Below are 21,621 nucleotides of genomic sequence, written 5' to 3'. Positions count from 1 at the left end.
AAGCGCGCGGCGGCCGTCGACAAATCAATCGGAGCGTTTGCGACAGCGTAACGCGGCCGCCTTCGTTCCCCCGAGGTTCTTGCGACCTCTTATTAAGTCAATTGTCTTGACTTATTTCTTCGCCAATATTCTAACAGTGTCAAGCGGGATTTGTGGATGAACGACATGCGCCCCATCCGGGCCAAGAGCGGGACCAATCAGGAGGGGACCAGCGCGCACAACCGCCGCGTTATGATCGACGCTTTGCGGTTGAACGGGCAATTGTCGCGCGCCGATCTGGCGCGGGCGACGGCGCTCACGAAGCAGACCGTATCGAACATTATCGAGGAGCTCGAAAGCGACGGCCTGGTCACGTCTCTCGCCGCCGTGCGCAAGGGCAGGGGGCAGCCGTCGACGCCGTACCGGCTGGTGCCCGAAGGCGCCTTCGCGATCGGCCTGCAGATCGACCGGCATGTCACGCGCACGATCGCGGTCGATCTGGTCGGCACTGTGCTCGCACGAGGCGAGGCGAACCTGCCTGCCCGTGGCCCGGAGACGGGTGTTGCAACGATTCTGGATTTGATCGCCAGGACGCGTCGCGACCTGGCGGGGATAGCGCCGCAATCCAGGGACCGCTTCGTCGGTCTCGGCGTTGCCATGCCCGGACCGTTCGGTATCGAGGCGGACGCCGACGATCCCTGGATGATGGCGGCCTGGCAGAATTTTCCGCTCTTGGAAACACTGTCGGTCGGCACCGGCCTCGACGTGCGCTTGCAGAACGACGCAGCCGCGGCCGCGACCGCCGAGAAGATGGTCGGCGCAGCGCACGGGGTCGATCAGGCGATTTGCATCTATCTTGGCTATGGCCTCGGGGCCGGGTTGATCCTCAATGGCGAACTCTATCGCGGCGCCAACGGCAATGCCGGCGAGATCGGCATGATCTTGAGCCAGCCGCGCGCGGCGTCCGGCGTCCAGCGAGCGCCGCTCGAACACCGGGCTTCGATTGCGTCGCTCAGCAAGATCCTTGGCCTCGATCCGGCCGATCCGGATCTTTATCGCCGGATCGACGAGATCGCGGGCGGACCGGACGCACGCGTCACCGCCTGGGTCGAAGACGTGGCATTCGAGCTGCAAGCTGCCATTCAGGCGCTGGAGAGCATTTTCGATCCGCAAACCATCATCCTGTGTGGCGGCATGCCACCGGGTCTCGCCCGCCTGCTGATCGAGGCCATCCATCCGTTGCTGCCTTCGATCGCCGAGCATCGCGCACGAAGCATGCCGCGCCTGCAACTGGGCTTTACCGACCCTTGGGCCGTGGCGATCGGTGCCGCCGCGGAGCCGATCAGCCGAACTTTCGACCCTCGCTTTTCCGCTATCCTGAAGACGCGCACCGCGGGTGCCGTCTGAACCGGCAGGCGTGTTACTGGCGGGACCGTCTAGATCACGATGAATTTTAGGTCGGATCGACCTAAAATCATGAACGTGATCGATTCTAATGAGTTGAGACGCGGGATGCGGGCGGAAAACCGCACACACTTTTCCTCATCCCGGTCTAGCAGCGCCCTGCGCTTCGGGATATTGCGGCATCGGTCGCTTGTTCCTCCCGGGGTCAAGCGGTGGAAATCCGCGGGAGGTCAAGCGCGCAGGAAATGCTTGCTAGTCTGCCGTAGCGGACGAGAATCGTTTTTCCGGATGCTTGAAATATTAGCGATATAGCGTTTAAATACATCCGCGCGACGATCCGGCCTTATTTTTGCCGGCTGCGACCACTTAATACTTTAGACCGCAATGCTTTCGAGCGCGGGCGACTTAGTAATTGCACGTATAAAATTTTAAATTTTTGATAGAGGGATTGCGAAATGTCTCTTTCCCACCTTCGGCGACTTGAAGCTGAAGCAATTCACGCCATTCGCGAAGTTGTTGCAACCTTTTCAAATCCGGTTGTACTCTACTCCATTGGAAAAGACTCTTCCGTCCTGTTGCATCTGGCGATGAAGGCGTTTTTTCCATCGAAGCCACCTTTCCCTTTCCTCCATGTGGACACCACATGGAAGTTTCGCGAAATGATCGAATTCCGCGACAGGATGGCGAAGGAGCGCGGCTTCGATCTGCTGGTCCACATCAATCAGGACGGCCTGGACCAGGGCATCGGGCCATTTTCGCACGGGTCGAATGTCCACACGCACGTCATGAAGACGGTTGCCTTGCGGCAGGCGCTCGACAGGTATGGATTTGACGCGGCGCTTGCCGGTGCCCGGCGCGACGAGGAGAAGTCGCGCGCCAAGGAACGCATATTCTCGATCCGCAATGGCCAGCACGGTTGGGATCCGAAACACCAACGTCCCGAACTTTGGAAAACCTACAATACGCGCATTCGTCCGGGCGAGACGATGCGGGTGTTTCCGTTATCGAACTGGACCGAATTCGACATCTGGCAATACATCATGACGGAGGACGTACCGATCGTGCCGCTTTATTTTGCGGCGAAACGCCCGGTCGTTGAGCGTGATGGCATGCTGATCATGGTCGACGACGATCGCATGCCTCTTCAGCCGGAGGAAAGCGTGAGCGAACGGCTTGTACGCTTCCGCACGCTCGGCTGCTATCCGCTGACGGGCGCGATCGAGTCGGAAGCTGCGACCGTCGCCGACATATTGCGCGAAATGCTGACGACACGGACCTCCGAGCGACAGAGCCGTCTCATAGACCGGGACGAGGCCGGTGCCATGGAGAAAAAGAAGCGGGAGGGCTACTTCTAATGTCCTATCTTCCTTCTCTTGCGCCGCTCGATATTGCGGCGCACCTGGCCGATCAGGACAACAAGTCGATCCTTCGATTTATAACCTGCGGTTCGGTGGATGACGGCAAGTCGACATTGATCGGCAGGCTGCTTTTCGATGCGAAGCTGGTCTATGAGGACCAGCTTGCCAATCTGGGGCGCGTCGGCGCGCAGCGCAGCGCGAATGGCGACGACATCGATCTCGCCCTTCTGTTGGACGGCCTCGAGGCCGAGCGCGAACAGGGCATCACCATCGATGTGGCCTATCGTTATTTCTCGACCTCGAAGCGCAAGTTCATCGTCGCGGACACTCCCGGGCACGAAGAATATACGCGCAACATGGTTACCGGGGCCTCGACCGCGGCTCTCGCGGTGCTCCTCATCGACAGCCGTCAGGGGGTTCTCCCGCAAACACGACGCCACTCCTACATTGCGTCGCTGCTCGGCATCCGCCATGTCGTGCTGGCAGTGAACAAGATCGACCTCGTCGGCTACAGCCAGACGGTCTTCGAGAGGATCGCGGAAGACTATCTGCGCTTTGCGCGCGAGCTTGGCTTTCAAACCGTCAAGCCGATACCCATCTCGGCACGCTTTGGCGACAACGTCATCGCGAATTCGGAGAAGACGCCCTGGTACCAGGGTGCCGCCCTTCTCGAATATCTCGAAACGATCGATTTCGATCGCCAGGAGGCACAGAAGCCGTTCCGCTTTCCTGTTCAACTGGTCATGCGGCCAGACGCGAACTTTCGGGGATATGCGGGGCAGATTGCGTCCGGCAAGATTTCGGTCGGTGACCAGGTGATCGTCGCCAAATCGGGGCAGCGTACCTCGATCAAGAGCATCGTCACCTATGACGGCGAAGTGCAGAAGGCGGTGGAAGGCGAAGCGGTCACGCTGGTGCTTTCGGACGAGGTCGAGGCTTCCCGCGGCAACATGTTGGCCGCGCCGGGGGCCAGACCCTTCGTCGCTGACCAATTCCAGGCGCACATGATCTGGTTCGATCCGAGCCCGATGATCCCCGGGCGAAGCTATATCCTGCGCACGGAGACGGACAGCGTGAATGCGACCGTCACCGCGCTGAAGCACCAGGTCAACATCAACAGCTTCGCGCGCGAGGCGGCGAAGTCGCTGCAGATGAACGAAATCGGCGTCTGCAATATCTCGACCCAGGCGCCGATCGTCTTCGACGCATACAAGGATGATCGGACGACGGGCAACTTCATAATCGTCGACCGGATTTCCAATGCGACGGTCGGTGCGGGGATGATCGATTTCCCGCTGCGTCGCGCCGACAACGTCCATTGGCAGGCGACCGACGTCAACAAGGGCGCACGGAGCGCGATTAAGAACCAGCGACCCGCCGTCCTTTGGTTCACCGGGCTCTCCGGTTCCGGAAAGTCGACGATCGCCAATGCTCTCGACAAGGTTCTGCATGCGCGGGGCAAACATACCTATCTGCTCGACGGCGACAATGTGCGCCACGGTCTTAACCGAGACCTTGGCTTCACCGACGAGGACCGGGTGGAAAACATTCGGCGCGTGGCGGAAGTGGCGAAGCTGATGGCCGATGCCGGCCTGATCGTGCTTGTGTCCTTCATTTCTCCGTTCCGCGACGAACGGCGCATGGCGCGCGAACTGATGGAGAAGGGCGAGTTCATCGAGATATTCGTCGATACGCCCCTGGAAGAATGCGCGCGACGCGACCCCAAGGGCCTTTATGAAAAGGCGCTGGCGGGCAAGATTGCGAATTTCACCGGCATTTCTTCGCCCTATGAGGCGCCCGAAAATCCGGAGTTGCATCTTCATACCGTCGGCCACGAGCCGATTTCGCTGGCCCTCAAGATCGAGGAATATCTCGACCAGATGATGGAGGAGAAATGACGTCCTTGTGTGAGGAGCTCGAACGCATCGCCATCGATGCCGGCGAGGCGATCCTTGGTGTCTACGACGCCGGTCCCAATGTTTGCTACAAGGACGATCAGTCGCCCGTCACCGAGGCGGACGAAAGAGCCGAAATCATCATTCTCGACCGGCTCTCGCGGTTGTTCCCCCATGTCCCGGTGATCGCGGAAGAGGCGGTTGCCTGCGGCAACGTTCCCGATATCGGCGGCGGCTCCTTTTTTCTGGTCGACCCTTTGGATGGCACGAAGGAATTCATCAATCGGCGGAATGACTTTACGGTCAATATCGCGCTGATAGAGCGAGACGTCCCGGTTGCGGGTATCGTCTATGCGCCGGCCCAGCGTTGTGCCTACGTGGCAGCCGAGGGCAGGGCCGAGAAACTGCTTTTCGGCCACGGCGGCGCGATCGAGAAACGGGAGACGATACGGGCCAGGCCGAGGGGCGCGGCGCTGACCGCCGTTGCCAGCCGCTCGCACAGCAGTTCCGAAACCGAGGCATTTCTGGTTGGGCACGGCGTCAAGGATTGCATGTCCATCGGGTCTTCGCTGAAGTTCTGCCTCGTTGCCGAAGGCAAGGCCGATGTCTATCCGCGCTTTGGCCGCACGATGGAGTGGGATACGGCCGCCGGCGACGCAGTCCTCAGGGCCGCGGGCGGTTCGGTCGTTCGCCTGAACGGCTCTCAGCTCGCCTACGGCAAGAGGATGCAGACGGATGACTGCGATTTCGCAAATCCGCACTTCATTGCATGGGCGGATATGTCGTCGGCGTCGTTTGGCTAGAGCCGGATGAGGAAAAGTGTGTGCGGTTTTCCGCCCGCATCCCGCTCTAACTTATTAGAATCGATCACGTTCATGATTTTAGGTCGATCCGACCTAAAATCATCGTGATCTAGGGGGCTCTCGGCCCGTCCTCACGCGCTTTGCCGCAGGGCAGGCAGTTCGAGACATTCCGCAAAGCACCGGCTGAAGGGCACATTGAGTATGTACGCACAAGAAAAAAAGAGCGCCGGCAAGCCTGTTTTCCGCCGGTTCCGGGAACTCGATCACGCGCACTTGAACGTGGAATTGCAGGTTCATACCACCTGGACCGATGGGCAGGCGACGGTGCTTGAAATTCTGAGCACGGTCAAAGAGCGCGGACTGGGTGCGGTCGCATTCACGGAGCATGTTCGCAAAGACACGCCGTGGTTCCTTGAGTTCAAGAATGAGGTTGTTACTTTCGCGCGTGGTTTCGAAGGTTTGCACGTCTATGTCGGCTGTGAGACCAAAGCCATGGACGACAATGGCAGGCTGGATGTGTCGCAACAGGTGCTCGACGCATGCGACATCGTTCTCGGAGTCGTCCACCGGCTTCCGGATGGGCGGGGCGGCTATTTGGATTTCAAGCAGTTGTCGTTCGAGCGGACCGCTGAAATTGAATTTCAGCTCTCAATCGGAATGATCAGGAATGCGCCCATAGACGTTTTGGGCCATCCGGGCGGAATGAGCCTGAGACGACACGGCCGTTTTCCGGAAGCCTATTTTCGCGAGATGATGACGGCGGCGCTTGAACGGCAGATCGCTATTGAAATCAACTCGTCGTACCTGGTGGATATGCCGGCATTTCTGCACCTATGCGAAGAGGTCAATCCATTCGTTTCCATCGGCTCCGACGCTCATCGTCTGAGCGAGTTGGGCCACTGCAGGGATCAGCTACTTGAACTGGGGGTAGGGCGGTTATGAAGGTTTTTATCACGGGGGCAGGTGCCCTGCTCGGGCAAGGCATCATTCGCGCGTTGAGGCGTTCGACCTTGAACGCGACGATAGTGGCCGCGGATCCAAATCCGCTCTCCGCTGGCCTCTACTGGGCCGATACTGCGCATCTTATCCGAATGGCCAACGATCCCTCATATCTGGACAGGCTGGGCGACCTGTTGCGAACCGAGCGGCCGGATATCCTTATCCCCGGAACCGATGTGGAACTTCCGGTCCTTTCCGCCAACCGCGAATCGATCGAGAGCGCTTACGGGACCAAGGTCATCGTCAGTCCCCCGGGCGTCGTGTCCATCGCGAACGATAAATGGCTCACTTCCGAGTTTCTTCGCGAGCGGGGTCTAGGCTTCGTTCCTTCCTGTCTACCGGGCGATGAAGAAGTCCTTATCGAGGAGTGCGGGTTTCCGCTTGTCGTCAAGCCGCGGGTCGGGGCCAGGTCGATCGGCTTCAGCGTCGTTCGCGACCGGGAGCAACTGAGGCGGGCAATAGCCGAGCAGCCCGACATCGTCATACAGAAATATGTCGGATCGGATGCGAGCGAATACACAGCAGGCACGCTGACCTTCGACGGGAAATGCCGCGCGACGATCGTCATGCGCAGGGATCTTCGCGACGGTAATACCTACCGGGCGTTTGCCGAGAGCTTTCCTGCCTTGAGCAGGGCGATGGCACATGCCGCTGACGCACTTGGTGCCTTCGGCCCCGCGAATTTCCAATTCCGCCTGGACGAAGGTGTTCCTCGCATTTTCGAGATCAATGCGCGGTTTTCAGGAACCACTGCGGTGAGAATCCATGCAGGGTTCAATGAAGTGGAGATGTGTGTCCGACACATGCTTTTTGGTGAGCCGGTCGTCCAGCCGGATATCACGCCGGTAACGATATTGCGGCATTGGTCGGAGACCGTGGTGAGACCCGGCGAATTGATTACGCCTCTCATGCGACTCGAGGAAAAGGTCTGAGGCATCTGTCAGGGAGAAAATGGTCGTGGGTTCAGGGCGGCTGGTCGTCACAGGCGCGACAGGGTTCATCGGGTCAAGACTGGTCAATTGCGCTCTTTCCAGGGGCTACGAGGTCCTTGCCCTTGCGCGCGACCCGGATCGGGTCTCAGCTATAAAAGGCTCTGGTTTGCGCGTCGAAAAATGGTCGATTGGCGATCCCCTTCCGGCGGTGGATCAATCGGATGCGATCCTTCACCTGGCCGCTTATATTCCCGCTGACCTTAGCGACGTGCGCCAGGCCGCCAAATGTTTCGAGATCAACACCAACGGCGCCCTGCAGATCGTCATGGATGCCGCTTCACAAGGGGTGAAGAGGTTCGTGTATTTTGGATCAGCACAGGTCTACGCGCCCAGCCCCCATCGCGCCACGGAAACAAGTCCCGCCTTTCCCGTGCACCGGGCCAGCTACTATTTGGCAAGTAAGCTGTCGGCTGAAATATGCCTGATTGCCTTCGGCAGGGCCAATGCGATGCCGGTAACCGTGCTTCGTCTCGCATCGGTCTATGGTCCTGGTATGCATGGCACGGGAATGGTGCCGACTTTCGTACGAACGCTCGGAAGTGGACGCTCTTTGATAATTCGAGACGGCGGACAGTACAGTGTCGATCTCGTTTTTGTTGACGATGTCGCGTCGTTGGCGTTGGAGGCAGTAGGGAAAGGGGCGGACGGAGTGTTCAATGCAGGAAGCGGGCATGCCTGCACCTCGCTGGAAGCGGCGCAGATCGTGGCCAATGTTGTCGGAGCGAGCCAGGACCTTATCACCGTCGAGGGTGGGAGCGATGATGCCGCGGCTCGCGGCTTCAGTTCGCTCGATGTTGCCAAGGCTGCAAGGCAACTGGACTACAAGCCTCTCTCTTTCCGTGAGGGCATTGAAACCTGGAAAGCGATGACAGGCCCCATGGAATTCCAGGGCTGAGTGTGAGGGGAAAGACACGGTGAGCCGGAGGCGCCGCATGGCGGCGCCCCCAACGTCTCGGTTGCCAGAGCGGGATGAGGAAAGTGTGCGCGGTTTTCCGCCCGCATCCCGCGTGTCAACTTATTAGACTAGGCGAAAACGAAATCGCCCCGCGAAAAGTTTGCGGCGGAGAGGCTGCCGTTGGGGTCGTCCACGAGGATGGAGATCGCGTGGCCGGCGGAGTCATAGCCCTTTAACAGCACGTCACCACCGCTAGCGTCATACGCATAGATCGTGCCTGCTGCGCCGGATTTGGAGTACTGGCTGATCCCAAGATTCTCCAGGACAAGGAAGTCGACACCGTCTTGAAAGTCCATGACAGTGTCTTGGCCGGTGAGCGCAGGCGCTCCCTTGAACACGAAGCGATCGGAATCGGCTCCGCCCCAAAGCACATCGGTCCCCGCTTCGCCAAGGATAGTGTCCCTGCCCGCGTCGCCGTGCAGCGTGTCATTGCCATCGCCGCCGTAGAACAAGTCGTTGCCCGTGCCACCCTTGAGAAGGTCTGCGCCACTCTCGCCGGCGATTCGGTCGTCGCCGTCGTCGCCATACGCCCGATCGTTGCCGGCTCCAACCGAGATTCTGTCGTTGCCTGATCCGCCGTGGGCCTCGTCGATGCCGCTTTCCGAGTCGAGTACGTCGATGCCATCGCCGCCATCGAGATAGTTGTTTCCGTCACCGCCGTCGACTATGTCGTCGCCGATGCCGCCATATACCCGATCGTGACCGGACTGCCCCTTGAGAGCGTCGTTGCCACCTTCGCCATAGATCGTATCGTTACCGGCACCGGTCGATACCGCTTGCTGAGTGAGTTTTCCTGTTGCGGGGTTAATCCGATTGTTGAAGCCGTCATTACCCTCGCCAGCGTAGACAATGTCGTCGCCATCGCCGGCATCGATGTATTCTTCGCCGGCTCCGCCATAGATCGTGTCGTTTCCGGCGTCGCCGAGAATGTGATCGTGGCCGTCCCCGCCATTGATCGTGTCGTTACCGTCCTCACCCTCGAATATGTCGTTTCCTAAACCGCCGAGGAATGTATCGGCGCCAAGGCCGCCGTCAAAACTGTCATTGCCGTCGCCGCCCTCAGCATAGTCGTCACCGGCACCAGCCTTGAAGAAGTCATTGCCAAGGCCGCCGAAAAGCCTGTCATTGCCATTTCCACCGTCGAGGTAATCGTCGCCGGCGTAGCCCCAAATTTCGTCGTTACCATCATAGCCGCGGATCGTATCGATCAGATTCGTACCAAGCAGGCGATTGGCAACATTGGTTCCGTTCAAAATCATTTTGATGTCCTCTAGCTGTTTGCCGGAGGGCGGATAAAGTCAGAATAGGGCGCAAAAGTGATCTGTTGTCTAAAGCGGTCCGCCGACACAGCTAAACCCAACGTTTTGCAAGAGAAAAAATAAATACTACTTATTTTAGAGGTATTCAATGCCTTTCAACCGGTTTTGGAATTGAAGGTTAGCCGGAGAATTTCTTACAGCGGAGGAAATTTGGCGGGAAATTTGCCGACTTTTAGTAGCGTAGTTGCAAACGGCCCTGTCATTCAAACTGTTAGAAAGGCTGAGTATTTTTTGGAGATCGCGGCCATCGCGTACTCGTTTTCGACGCGCTCTCGCGCGTTGCGCGCATAGCGCGCATATTCGACGGGCGGTAGGTCAAGAATTTCGCGGATAGCCCAGGCGAGGGCCTCCGGGTCGCGGGCGGGCACGGCAATGCCAGCGTTTCCGGCAACCGCGGCTGCATCACCTACATCTGTCGTCACGATCGGTTTGCCGTAGCTCATCGCTTCTGCAATGACATTGGGAAAACCCTCCGTCCTCGAAGACAGAACCAGGACGTCGATATTTTGGTAGAATACCGACATGTCGGAGATTTCCCCTTTAAGCTCGACCGCGTGAACGGGAAGGCCCGCTTGAGTCATTAGTTCGACCACGGCGGGGTTGTCTTTCGAGAGCCCATTGCCCGCGGCGGAGAAGATTGCCTGCGGGTGGGTCCTGATGACTGCAGCGGCCGCTTTGAAGAAGGTCCCATGGTCCTTCTGCGGATGAAATCGGCCAACAATCCCTATCCGACGCGCCGTTGTCCCGGTTGACGCGGCCAGTTGCGGGAGTTCAAAGCCGTTCGGAATGACCACCGTATTCCGGTTTGTGTAACCATATGCCCCGTGCAAATGGAGGGCACGGGCGCTGTTGTATATGATGCCCGATGGCTGGTGCGACAGAAGCTTTGCCACCGCGATTGCGATGCGTGAACTGCGTGTGAGGCAGGCAGGGTCATCCAACGACTGGCGAACGTTCCAGAAGACCGGTGTCTCCCGCCGAGAGATGGTCGCCGCAACCGTTCCGGCGACCATCGCATGGTACATCCAGCACAGAATGACGTCGGGCTGCTCTTTTCGGATCAGTGATGCCAGCCGCAGGACGGCGCCCGGTAGCGATGCGATAGAGTTGGCTTGCAAGGATACGTAGACGACTGCGGGGTTGTTGGCGAGGTTGCGGTTCCGATCCGACACGCCCATGAGCGAGACGACGATGACGCGGTCATCGCTTGAACTGCGAAGGAGGCGCGCGAGCATCGTTTCGGCGCCGGCACTGGCCGTAAGATTGGTTATGACATGCATTATCATCTTGGCGGCCATGCATTCGGCGCTACCCATGCATAAGACGGATGGCTGAATCGCGGCGCCATGGAGCTCTCTCATCAATGGGGCAGATGCATGCCGGCAAGCAGCATGCGGTTGATCATGTGCACGTCAAATCTGGCCTCTGCGAGTTCTCGCGACCGCTTTCCCATTCTCTTCGCCAGTTCAGGGTCCTGCGCAAACGACACCATGGCGTGGGCAAGCGCGGCGACGTCGCGCGCCTTAACTGTCAGGCCGTTCACACCCGGCTGCACGGTATCGCGGCAACCGGGCAAATCCGTCGTGATCACCGGTCTTCCCGTTGCCAATGCTTCAAGAATGCTTCTCGGAATGCCCTCGCGGTAATAGGAAGGCAAGACGAAAACATTGCATGCCGCCAAATACGGACGTACATCCCGAGTGGTGCCGAGATAGTCCAGAATTCCCTCGCGCATCCAACCGTCGATTTCCGCCTGCGAGATCGCCGTGGGATTGCTGTCGAAATGTCCGAGCAACTGAAACTTGGCATCGGGGAAAGACCGACGAACCATTCGTGCGGCTTCGACATACTCCACGACGCCCTTGTCACGGAGAAGCCGGGCGATCATCAGGAAAGTCGGCCCGCCCTGAGGTGGTGTTGAGACTGTGAAATGGTCAAGATCGACGCCGGACCCGGGGATCATCGTCGGTGATAGACCACGCTGCAGCATCCGATAGCGGCGGATGTCTTCAGCATCCGCCTCGTTATAGACGTAGACGACCCTGGCACCGCGGAGCGCGAGGCGATACAGGCGGACGCATAAGTGACGGATAGCCCAGGTTTTGAACGAACGGCCGGCCGCATCCGAAAACACATGGCCCAGGCCGGTGACGAGAAAGCATCGCTCCTTGATTCCGAGCAGCCGGGCCGCGATGCCCGTATAGATGATCGGTTTCATCGTGTAGGGAAGAACTATGTCCGGCTTCAACCGGATGAAGTGTTGTCGCAGAGACCAGAGCGTGCGGAGGTCTTCCAACGGATTGAGCCCGGTGCGCGCCATGGGAATGCGGACGAAGCGGACGCCGATCTGCTTGAGTTCCTGCTCGACACGCGCGTCGCTTTCGGGGGCGAAGGCTATCACATCGTGCCCGGCGCCAGCCAACCGCCTCAGCAACTCCAAGCGAAAGATCGTCAGGGAAGCTGTCAGGCTTGCGACCACAGCAATCACAAGCTTGCGCCCTGACGGATACGCCACGGACCCATTTGGCCAATCGGCCGCATTGTCCTCAGATTCGATACGAGAAGCCTGCCCAGCCGGATTCAAGGATGGCCTCCTGGTTGACATGGTTCCGATTTTCAGAACGCAACACCTTTTTCCGCCTGTCGCGGGCTGCGGCGCTGACATGTGGCCCGTTCATTCTGACCACGCTCTCACCCCTGGTTCCCAGGCAAACGGAGAACGCTGCGCGTGCTCTTCCCGAAGCCGGTCCGCGGCGCGCGCGCCTTCGCCCGTTCTTTCGGTCGAAGCGCAGATCTCCTGCCCTTGACTTGTGTTGTGGCAGTGCTGTTTCCGTGCTCGTAGCGAGGAAGCAATTCACACATGACCGAGATCAGTGACGGCTCGTTGCCCCGCTCAGCATGGCGCCGCAGCCGCGCAAAGGCATCTCTCAGTTTCGGCAACGGAATCGGATTGGGGACCGCTCCCAGGACACCCGGCACCGGTGATGTTATGCGCTTGTCGGTCTCGTCGAAGAGTTCCTCGAACAGCTTTTCACCTGGCCGCGGGCCGATGATCTTGATTTCGATGTCCTGATCGGGCGTGAATCCCGCCAGTCGGATCATGCGCCGGGCAATGTCGATGATCTTGATCGGTTCGCCCATATCGAGGACGAAGATCTCCCCTTGGCCGATCTGCTTTTCGAAGCCGTAGGCGGAGGCCTGCAGCGTCAGTTCCACGGCTTCGCGGATCGTCATGAAGAAACGCGTCATGCATGGATCGGTCACCGTAAGGGGGCCGCCTCTCGCGAGCTGGCGCTTGAAGAGCGGAATGAGTGAGCCGCTTGACCCAAGCACGTTTCCGAACCGGACCGTCATGAACCGAGGACCTTTACCCGTCCGGTGACCGTCCAGATCGAGCGCCTGGCAATAAAGTTCTGCGAGACGCTTCGTCGCTCCCATGACGCTGGTCGAGTTCACGACTTTGTCCGTCGAGATCTGGACCATGGCGAGCGTCCCGAACTTCTTGGCCGCATTGGCGACGTTCATCGTGCCAATGACGTTGGTCAGCACGCCCTCGCAGGGGTTCAATTCCACCATGGGAACGTGCTTGAGCGCTGCGGCATGAAAGACCATTTCGGGCCGGTGCCGCTCGAAGATCTCCTCGACGCGCTGGCTGCGCCGGACGCTGCAAAGGTAGCTCGAGCGCGGAACCCCCGCGAAGTTCTCGTTCAGGACCATGTCGATCGCGTAAAGATTGTATTCCGTGTTTTCGATCAGCACGATCTCTGCCGGTCCGCAGGCTGCCACCTGAGTGGTCAATTCGCTGCCGATCGAGCCGCCGGCTCCCGTGATCAGAACGCGCCTGCCGCGAACGAGACGGGCTATCGCCTCTCGATCGAGCGCCGCCTGCGGCCGCTCCAGCAGATCGGTCAGCTCGATCGATCGCAGCTCATAAGGGTTGTCACCTTTGGCGCGCTTTAGTTCCGTCATTTGTGACAGCCGCGAGACGGCGATGCCAAGCCTTTCGGCGGAACGCAGCAGGTTGTCCGATGCCCCCTCGCCGAAGGCCGCAGGTGCTTCCGTGAAGACGACGTGGCGCGGCTGCTTGCCGAGCTGCTGCAACTCGGCCACGACTTTCTCGAAATCATCGACGCTGCCGGCGATCGGCACGCCGCGAAGGCTCATGCCTACCTGGTCTGCGTTCTCGTCGAGGCAGGCAACCGGCAGGTACGTGGAGTTGGGAGCCCGTGCGAGCGCCCGCAAGTAGAGATCAGCGGCGTCACCGGCGCCGACAAGCAAAAGCGGTATGCGGTGATCGTCGTTCGCCACCTTGCCTTTGAAAACGGGCCGAGCAAGCGGAATTTCCTCGGCGCGGAAGCTCAATCGCGCGGCGGCGAGGAAAGCAATGAGCAGAAGCGACTGCATCGGAACGACGGTTCTTGGGATTTCGCTCAACCTGGTCGAGAAGAAAAGGAGCGAGACGAGCAGCAAGGATGTCAGCAATACCGCTCGAAGTATGATGAACAGATCAGAGATAGAGCCGTATTTCCAATTGCGGCTGTAGAGGCCGGACAACGGGAATACGAACGCGCATACACCGATGTACTGGATGCTGGACCATAGCAGCACCGAGGCGGATTCAGGTCGCGCACTAAGGTCGGCGACGCCGTACCGAAGCAACAGGGCCACGGCGAGCGCGATGGCGGCGGAGCCGAGATCGGCGGCGTAAAGTGCCGGGGATTTCTGCACGCTGTGAGCGGCCATGCGCAACCGGCGCCGAGCTATTTCTGACGCGGCTGAAAAGACAGCCCAGATCAACTTTGCCGATAGTCCCCGCCCTTCACCTTTTCGCAATATTGGCGGCCACAGCAGGAAATTGTCACGAATCGTCTTCGCGGCGGCGCGTATGCGCAACATGACAGCCCCTCTAACTACTGAAGCCTTCTCGCCGCACGACGATTGCACCCGTAGCCATTCTACTGACTCGGAAACAGTTACTCTGTAATGTTGAGCGGTCGGCCGGCGCCGAAAGCTTGATAAATCTAATTCAACAAAAAATAGGCGTTCACGATTTTTTTAATCGCGACGCAAAACTTCCTTGGCATATTCAATTTCCATAATAAAAAAGCATGTTATTAACCGGTTGTAAATAGTCTTCGAGGCTTCCTCCCAATTAATAGTTTTCTATCAAAATGATGCGCATAAGGTTTCGCACTGGCGTGCTGCGGCAAGCCCACCGCGGCTGAATTCTCGCCCCCAGGTGGTCAGTGGCGAAATGTCAGGGTCCGGTTCAAATAGTAATTGACCGGGAAGATAGTGCCAAGCGCGATGACCTGAGCCACGATGTAGGGCACGACCGTCAAAAGGCTGTTAAAGAGAACGGCATTCGCCGTAAGCGTGCAGAGCGCCAAGGCGACGAAGCGCGGGGCGGCGACGATGTGCTTCGCCTTCGACCTGAACGTTATGTGGTGTTGAAGCCTATAATTGACCATGATCGCGATCGCCAGGGCCAAGGTCGATGCCACGAGGGCATGCATGCCGAAGAGTTCTATGAACAAGGTGAGCAAACACACTTGCAGAAGCGCAGCAAAGCCTCCGACAAGAGCGTATCTCAGCAGACGAATGGCAAGGGCCGCTCTGAGCGCCTTTGTGATATGGGTTGAAGACGACTGCATCATCTAAGTCGCGCCAAAGGAGGAGTGTTGCGCCTGCATGAGAGTTGCCCGCCCGACAGCGCGCTGGCGACGATGTGCACGGCCGAGAACCTGGCCCGGACACCCCGTTCGACTGGGGCATCCATGCTGCCCACTTCGCCACAGCGGCGACGTGCTTCTCCCAGGCGTGGTTTGCTAGGCATGATTTGTCTCATACAGGGCCACGAGGTCCATCCGGGAATTTGGGCGCATCAGCAACTCGTTGAAGTGGCCGATGGTTTTCAAGAGCCCTTCCTTCAATGCAATCTTGGGTGACCATCCGAGTTGTCCCCTTGCACGTGAGATGTCGGGACGCCGCCGGCAGGGATCATCCTGGGGCAATGGCCGGTACACGATCTGCGACCTGGACCCGGTAAGATCGATGATCAATTCCGCCAGCTCGCGCATGGAAATTTCGTTTGGATTGCCGATGTTGATCGGGCCGGTGACGTCAAACGGCGAATTCATGAGACGCAGAAGGGCATCAACCGTATCGCTGACATAGCAGAACGATCGCGTCTGGGAGCCATCTCCGAAGACAGTTATATCGGCGTCGAGAAGTGCCTGGACGATAAAACTTGAAACAACTCGCCCATCGCTAGGGTGGGTGCGCGGCCCGTATGTATTGAAGATGCGCGCAACCTTGATCGCCACTTGATGCTGCCGCCTGTAATCGAAGAACAGCGCTTCGGCACAGCGCTTGCCTTCATCGTAGCAGGACCGAGGTCCGATCGGGTTGACATTGCCCCAATAGTCTTCGGTCTGCGGATGTATAGAGGGATCGCCGTACACCTCCGATGTCGAGGCCTGAAGGATGCTTATCTTCAGCCGTTTGGCCAGTCCAAGCATGTTTATGGCGCCCTGCACGCTCGTCCGCGTGGTCTTGACGGGGTCAAACTGGTAGTGCACCGGAGAAGCCGGGCAGGCAAGGTTGAAAATCTTGTCCACCTCCACATAGAGCGGCATCGTCACGTCGTGCCTGAGCAGTTCGAACCGCGGATGAGACAGGAGGTGTTCGACGTTCCCGCGAGAGCCGGTGAAGAAATTATCGACACACAGAACGTCGGCGCCGCTCTCGATCAACCGCTCGCAAAGATGAGACCCTATGAAGCCGCATCCGCCGGTCACCAGTATGCGATTTGTATATTGACGGCCCATTGCGCTTACCTCATCTCAGGCGACTTGAAGCGGCATGGTATTCCAGCCTCCGACGACCAACGGGAGGCCGGCGGCCACACCCGCGTCCCAACGCATACGCGCCACAAGATCTCCGTGCGCGTCATCTGGCCAAACCTCTTTTCGCCAGCTCGGCGGCCGCGAGGTCGAACCGGTCTTCCGCCTGCTGGTCTTCTGCCCACGCAATCAGATCGTCGATTCCGGTTTCGAGCTCGACAGCGGGCTTGTAGCCAAGGTACCGCTGAATCTTGCTGATGTCGGCGTAGCAGTGTCGGACATCCCCCTCCCTGAACTTGTTCTCTATTTGAGGAGCAATGTCCCGCCGCAACTTCCGGGCGAGAAGGTTCGCAACGTCCTTGATCGATGTCGGGCGACCCGTGCCGACGTTGAACACCTGCCCATTCGCTTCGTCCTTTGCAAGTGCAAGTGAAATAGCCTGGACGATATCCGTGACATGCACGAAGTCTCGCGTTTGATTGCCATCCTCGAAGACGACCGGCGCTCGATCATTCAGGAGACGGGAGGAAAATATTGCAGCGACGCCCGTATAGGGATTCCCCAATGACTGTCGCGGACCATAAATATTGAAGAACCGCAGCGCGACGGATGGAATGTCGTAGGCTCTCCCAACGACCAGGCACATTTCCTCCTGATCCCTCTTGGAAATCGCGTAGATCGAGGTCGGCAGAACGGGCTTCAGCTCATTGGTGGGTATCGGCGATGCGGTTCGGTTGCAGCTTGGGCATCGCACCTCCCAATCGCCGAGCTTCATTTGCTCCGCCTCACGGAGCGTGGGCGTGACATCACCGCAATGGCTGCATCGTGCTCCGCCTTCGCCGTAAATCGACATCGACGACGCAACCACCACTTTCTTTACGTTGTGCTTGCGGGAAGCCAGCAATTCCAAGAGAACCGCCGTTCCGACCGTGTTGTGGTCGACGTAGCGGTGGATCTCGTACATCGACTGGCCGACCCCGACCTGCGCAGCCAGGTGGACGACGGCATCTACATCCTTCAACGCCGCTTCGAGTTGGGTAGGGCTCCGCGTGTCACCATAGACGATCTCGACTCCCTTGATTGGCAACCCATTTGGCTGCAACAGGTTTCCAAGATTGCCATGCGATGCAGCGTGGACTTGCGGTTCGTAATTATCGAATATTCGTATGTCGTATCCGGATTTGTGCAGGTTCTCGCAAAGAAATGATCCTACGAACCCTGCGCCACCTGTGACGAGTATCTTCATCACGAAATCCTTTTCGTTGAAAAAGACTTACACAACTAAAATTCATATTTACCGCGATAATTTTGCCATACTATCTTCAGTACATCAAAACCGTACTGAACCGGTTTTAAATGTGATTTTTCGTCAGCGTATCGCGTCGGTATCGCAATCTCCCTGATCCGCAATTTGCGCTTGCCTGCCATCATGATCATTTCACCATCAAAATGAAATGTATCGCTGAGGCGAACGAATGGAATAGCTTCGAGGCACCGGCGGGAATAAAGCATGTACCCGCTGTGATATTCACTCACGCGAAGCCCGTACGCCAGATTCTCTATGGCTGTAAGCGCCTTGTTGGCAATGTACTTATACATCGGCATGCCGCCCTTTAGGGCGCCGCGCTCGAGCATGCGCGATCCGATGACGACGTCAGCCTCGTCTTTTTCCAAGGGCGCGAGCAAGCGCGGCAGCAGTTCGGGCGCATACTGCCCGTCGGCGTGCAGCAGTGCGACGGTGTCCGCCCCTTGTGCCAAGGCATAAGAGAAGCCGGTCTTTTGCGCCTGCGCGTAGCCCCGGTTTTGCGGATGGTCGATGACTTCCACATTTGGCCGCGATTGAGCGATCTTCCGCGCAACATCGCCGGTCTTATCAGAGCTGCCATCGTTCACTACAACGATCCGGGCGCCTTTTTCGTAAATTTCCCTCGGGACTCTCTCAAATACGCTTTCGAGCGTCAGAGCAGCTTGATAGGCAGGAATTACCACATAAATTTTCTTCTGAACCATCACGATCCATACTCCCGTTACGATCCTTTTGGTGCCACCAATCCTTTATGCCTTGTCCCATTTGCGACGATGCCGGTCCGATGCTTCAGAGCGAGGCTGGCGTGCCGGTTACGGTGCGTGTTGCGCGGTAAATCCGCCCGTCAGGAAGTGCTTGCTCCTCGACGAGTGGGACTGAATGAAGAAGGTCGTATTCACTGATAAGGTAGTCACGCCAGTCGACCCCGTAGATGAAGGCAACGTAGGCATTGCCTTCCGCAAGGCGCTGGCGCATGGCGTTCATTTGCTGCGTAAACGGCACGCGGGCGTCATCCCGGCCGGACAGATGATTGAAGCGAGCGGGGATGTATGCGGCGCGGCGCTGCAGGCGGAACTCGATCAGATCAGGCGCGTTCGAATAGATCAGGGCATCGCTTGGCAGGTTTGCCACCGATGCGAGCACAGGCGAGGTGGACCAGGTCTGATGAGCGTAGCCTAGGCCTGATTTATAGGTGGACACGGTGAAAACGGCCGTTCGGGCGAGGTTCGACATTCCGATCACCAGCGCGAGGCCGGCAAGGATGATCCCCACTTCGCGGCGACGGATGAGGCCGGGGTTTCCCGCCCCAAAGGGAGTCATTGCGGCGAGCGCTAGGAAAACATACAGCGGCAAGAGAAATCGCCCCGTGAGGTGCAGTCGATACTGAATCATTACGGAGACGACCAAGAACAGGACGTAGAAAACCGACAGGAGGCTGAAGACGACAGGCGCAAGGGTCTGCGGTCGTGCCCTTTGCGCGGAAGATAGGCGCAGCCAAACGAGCGCGTAGTTCGCCGCAATGAAAGCTGCCGCCACGATTGCGGCTGTCAGGAATAGGATGCGAACGGATGGTGCGAGTACGGAGGGTAAAAGCACAGTTGATGCGGATTTGACCGTCCAAAGCCAATAGGCAAGATCGGGATGCCCCAGAAGTTCCAGCGACCGTCCTGTCGACTGCCCGTCAGTCAACTCGCTCGCGACCATCCATGACCCGAAAACAGCTGCGCAGGCGGTGACCATGATCGCGCAGTCGACCAATCGTTTTGCAACGCCCCCATTGCCGACGAGGATTCTCAGGGCTGCGAAAGTGGGCAGAAGTGGAGCGGCAGCGAACCGCGTCAGCATCCCCAATCCAACGATTGCTCCGACAAGTGCGACGCCCGTGCCGCGGTTGTCTTGCACCTCCCGCAGAAACGCCAAGACGGACGCGAGGACCAGTGCGAGAAACAGCGGCTCCGTCATCGCGACCGCGTGAAACTCCACGAAAAGAGGATGGCAAACGATCAAGCCCGTTCCCAAGGCGGCCCAGATCGGGCTGAGCTGTCCCAGAGACAGTAACCGCAAGATCAGCATCGTATTTGCGACGTAGAGAACCCAATTGAGCCACCAAGCTGCTGCCTTGATGTCGATCTCAGCGAATGTAAACGCTTGTAGAAGCCATGTATAAAGCGGAGCAAAGTGGCGCGCAGTTCCAATGCGCATGTATGCCACTGAGTCAGGTAGAATCCCTATTCCGTGAGTAGTGGTTGCAAGAAACAGTACTGAAACGAGCAAGGAAAGGACTGCGGCCGAAACGAGCCGCGTCCTATAGTGAACGGGAGCGAGTGCATCACCGGCGGTTCTTGCCGAAATTGATTGCACCCCCGGTAGTCGATCCCGCTTCATGCAGCCGTCGCTCCCATTTCTGGCGCGTTCGTTTGGCTCCAGCGTGTTGATGGAGGTTGAAATTCAACCCGCAAAGGCTTTGTGCTTCGTCCGGCGATCAGAAAACCCGATTCATCCGAGCAATCGCAATCGATCGAAAATCGTCGCTAAAGCCCCCACCATGCGCGTGACATGCCCGCGAACTTTAAAAATATCGAGTGCTTGGGTCGTCGATATCCGACCAAAACCGCAAGCCGTAAACAGTCCTGGAAAGTTATTTTATTCCACAATTAGCCGGCGCAGCTATAGTGCCCGCCAAACAGCGTTGATGATGGCATAGTCGGTTGAGAATGTCGACTGCCTAATATACTTGATGTTGTTCGATCTGCTTACAGCCTCAATCTTGATCGATATGGTGTCGTACAAAAGGGGCTGAGTATTTGCGGCTGAAGCCAACTTTCGTTCGATGACGCACGCTCACTGGCGCAGCTTGCTATGGACCGGTGGTCGTTTCCCAGAGGGGTAGGCCCAGGCCGACACGTCGATGCATTCCCCGTCTCCGCAAAGAACGATAAAGCCGCTGTCGGTATGGGCCTGCACTTGGCCCACCAAGCCGATGAAGCGGCCCGCGTTTTCAATACGCGTGGCTGCATCGATTCGGATCTTCTCACCATTGTGAAAGGAATAGGCTCCCGGATAGGGGGCACCCACGGCACGGATGAGGCGCAGGATCGAGCCGGCTGAAGCGTTCCAGTCGATCAAGCCATCCTCGGCTGTTCGCTTCGCGCAATAGCTTGCCTTGTCATGATCCTGCTCTATTCGCGGGGCGCTTCCCCTCTCAACGACAGCAACCGCCTCGACGACCATCTCCGCCAAGTTCGCCGTATGCTTGGCGTAAAGGCTGCCTGCGGTTTCGTCGGTCGCGAGGGGGAATAGCCGCTGAAGCAGAATGGCCCCCGAGTCGACGCCGTCATCCAACCAGAACAGCGTGGAGCCGGTCGTATCCTCGTCCCGAAGAATCGTCCAGGGAATGACTGCACGACCACGCAGGCGCGGCAACGCCGCCGGATGAAAGCCGATGGTGCCCTTGTGCGCAATTTCTCGAAACGGTCGTTGGCAAATCTGCGACCACCCGACGACAAGTGTCAGATCCGGGTCGATCGCTGCCATAGCTTCCAAGGTTGCGGGAGCATTGACGTTGGTGCTGTAAAAGACCGCGATTTCAGCCGCCCGCGCCAGTTCGCCGATGTCGGCGAAATCGGAATGTCGTCCCGCTGCCTCGGGTGGGAGTGTGATCACCAGCGTAGGCGTGCGCCCCGCCTTTATCAGCGCTTCCAGGGCGATTTTTGAGCTTTCGACGGTACCGACAAAGACAACGCGCATGATCCTGCACCAATAAGGT

At 58.3% G+C, this 21,621-nt stretch carries 17 protein-coding genes; 7 read left to right on the top strand and 10 right to left on the bottom strand.

All coding sequences use genetic code 11. The features are described from left to right. Nucleotides 1-156 precede the first annotated feature (156 nt). From RB548_RS31090 to RB548_RS31060, 7 genes are all read left to right on the top strand, one after another. Nucleotides 157-1,386, top strand: coding sequence for an ROK family transcriptional regulator (locus RB548_RS31090; RefSeq protein WP_331376215.1), 1,230 nt, complete (start codon nt 157-159; stop codon nt 1,384-1,386). A 452-nt stretch (nt 1,387-1,838) separates the two neighbouring features. Continuing rightward, nucleotides 1,839-2,738 carry a sulfate adenylyltransferase subunit CysD gene (cysD, locus tag RB548_RS31085; protein WP_331375569.1) on the top strand — a complete coding sequence of 300 codons (900 nt, stop codon included), beginning with the start codon at nt 1,839-1,841 and terminating at the stop codon, nt 2,736-2,738. Then, a complete protein-coding gene (gene nodQ, locus RB548_RS31080) occupies nt 2,738-4,639 on the top strand; it encodes a bifunctional sulfate adenylyltransferase/adenylyl-sulfate kinase NodQ (protein WP_331376214.1) in 1,902 nt (633 codons plus the stop codon). Before cysD ends, nodQ begins: the two co-directional genes overlap by 1 nt. Then, nucleotides 4,636-5,439: a 3'(2'),5'-bisphosphate nucleotidase CysQ gene (gene cysQ, locus RB548_RS31075; protein ID WP_331376213.1), complete on the top strand. Its 804-nt coding sequence runs from the start codon at nt 4,636-4,638 to the stop codon at nt 5,437-5,439. The genes nodQ and cysQ overlap by 4 nt, the downstream gene beginning before the upstream one ends. A gap of 201 nt (nt 5,440-5,640) precedes the next feature. Beyond that, complete coding sequence (locus tag RB548_RS31070) at nt 5,641-6,381, top strand: PHP domain-containing protein (protein ID WP_331376212.1); 741 nt, start codon at nt 5,641-5,643, stop codon at nt 6,379-6,381. Beyond that, nucleotides 6,378-7,370 carry an ATP-grasp domain-containing protein gene (locus RB548_RS31065; protein ID WP_331376210.1) on the top strand — a complete coding sequence of 331 codons (993 nt, stop codon included), beginning with the start codon at nt 6,378-6,380 and terminating at the stop codon, nt 7,368-7,370. The genes RB548_RS31070 and RB548_RS31065 overlap by 4 nt, the downstream gene beginning before the upstream one ends. Nucleotides 7,371-7,389: 19 nt before the next feature. Next, on the top strand, nt 7,390-8,325 hold the full coding sequence (locus RB548_RS31060; protein ID WP_331376209.1) for an NAD-dependent epimerase/dehydratase family protein: 936 nt from the start codon (nt 7,390-7,392) through the stop codon (nt 8,323-8,325). Nucleotides 8,326-8,453: 128 nt separating this feature from the next. Here RB548_RS31060 and RB548_RS31055 read toward each other — a convergent pair whose 3' ends face one another. From RB548_RS31055 to RB548_RS31010, 10 genes are all read right to left on the bottom strand, one after another. Continuing rightward, on the bottom strand, nt 8,454-9,644 hold the full coding sequence (locus RB548_RS31055) for a calcium-binding protein (RefSeq protein ID WP_331376208.1): 1,191 nt from the start codon (nt 9,642-9,644) through the stop codon (nt 8,454-8,456). A gap of 263 nt (nt 9,645-9,907) precedes the next feature. Next, complete coding sequence (locus tag RB548_RS31050; RefSeq protein ID WP_331377177.1) at nt 9,908-10,990, bottom strand: glycosyltransferase family 4 protein; 1,083 nt, start codon at nt 10,988-10,990, stop codon at nt 9,908-9,910. Between the two features lie 74 nt (nt 10,991-11,064). Next, nucleotides 11,065-12,309 (bottom strand): glycosyltransferase family 4 protein, encoded by a 1,245-nt coding sequence (locus tag RB548_RS31045; RefSeq protein WP_408642509.1) that lies wholly within the window; start codon nt 12,307-12,309, stop codon nt 11,065-11,067. An 86-nt stretch (nt 12,310-12,395) separates the two neighbouring features. Further along, nucleotides 12,396-14,501 carry a polysaccharide biosynthesis protein gene (locus RB548_RS31040; RefSeq protein WP_331377173.1) on the bottom strand — a complete coding sequence of 702 codons (2,106 nt, stop codon included), beginning with the start codon at nt 14,499-14,501 and terminating at the stop codon, nt 12,396-12,398. 446 nt (nt 14,502-14,947) lie between these two features. After that, complete coding sequence (locus tag RB548_RS31035) at nt 14,948-15,361, bottom strand: GtrA family protein (RefSeq protein WP_331376207.1); 414 nt, start codon at nt 15,359-15,361, stop codon at nt 14,948-14,950. Between the two features lie 171 nt (nt 15,362-15,532). Then, nucleotides 15,533-16,534, bottom strand: coding sequence for a UDP-glucuronic acid decarboxylase family protein (locus RB548_RS31030; RefSeq protein ID WP_331376206.1), 1,002 nt, complete (start codon nt 16,532-16,534; stop codon nt 15,533-15,535). A 121-nt stretch (nt 16,535-16,655) separates the two neighbouring features. After that, the gene (locus RB548_RS31025; protein ID WP_331376205.1) at nt 16,656-17,795 is read right to left on the bottom strand and encodes an NAD-dependent epimerase/dehydratase family protein; all 1,140 of its coding nucleotides are present in this window, start codon (nt 17,793-17,795) and stop codon (nt 16,656-16,658) included. 35 nt (nt 17,796-17,830) lie between these two features. Further along, nucleotides 17,831-18,559 (bottom strand): glycosyltransferase family 2 protein, encoded by a 729-nt coding sequence (locus tag RB548_RS31020; protein ID WP_331376203.1) that lies wholly within the window; start codon nt 18,557-18,559, stop codon nt 17,831-17,833. A gap of 85 nt (nt 18,560-18,644) precedes the next feature. Then, entirely contained in the window at nt 18,645-20,057 is a 1,413-nt protein-coding gene (locus tag RB548_RS31015; protein WP_331376202.1) for a glycosyltransferase family 39 protein, read from the bottom strand. A 639-nt stretch (nt 20,058-20,696) separates the two neighbouring features. Next, nucleotides 20,697-21,602, bottom strand: coding sequence for a methionyl-tRNA formyltransferase (locus RB548_RS31010; protein WP_331376201.1), 906 nt, complete (start codon nt 21,600-21,602; stop codon nt 20,697-20,699). Nucleotides 21,603-21,621 lie beyond the last annotated feature (19 nt).

Source organism: Sinorhizobium chiapasense, assembly GCF_036488675.1.
Classification (GTDB): domain Bacteria; phylum Pseudomonadota; class Alphaproteobacteria; order Rhizobiales; family Rhizobiaceae; genus Sinorhizobium; species Sinorhizobium chiapasense.
Note: the sequence above shows the minus strand (reverse complement) of the source record. Positions and strands in the feature narration are given on the sequence as shown.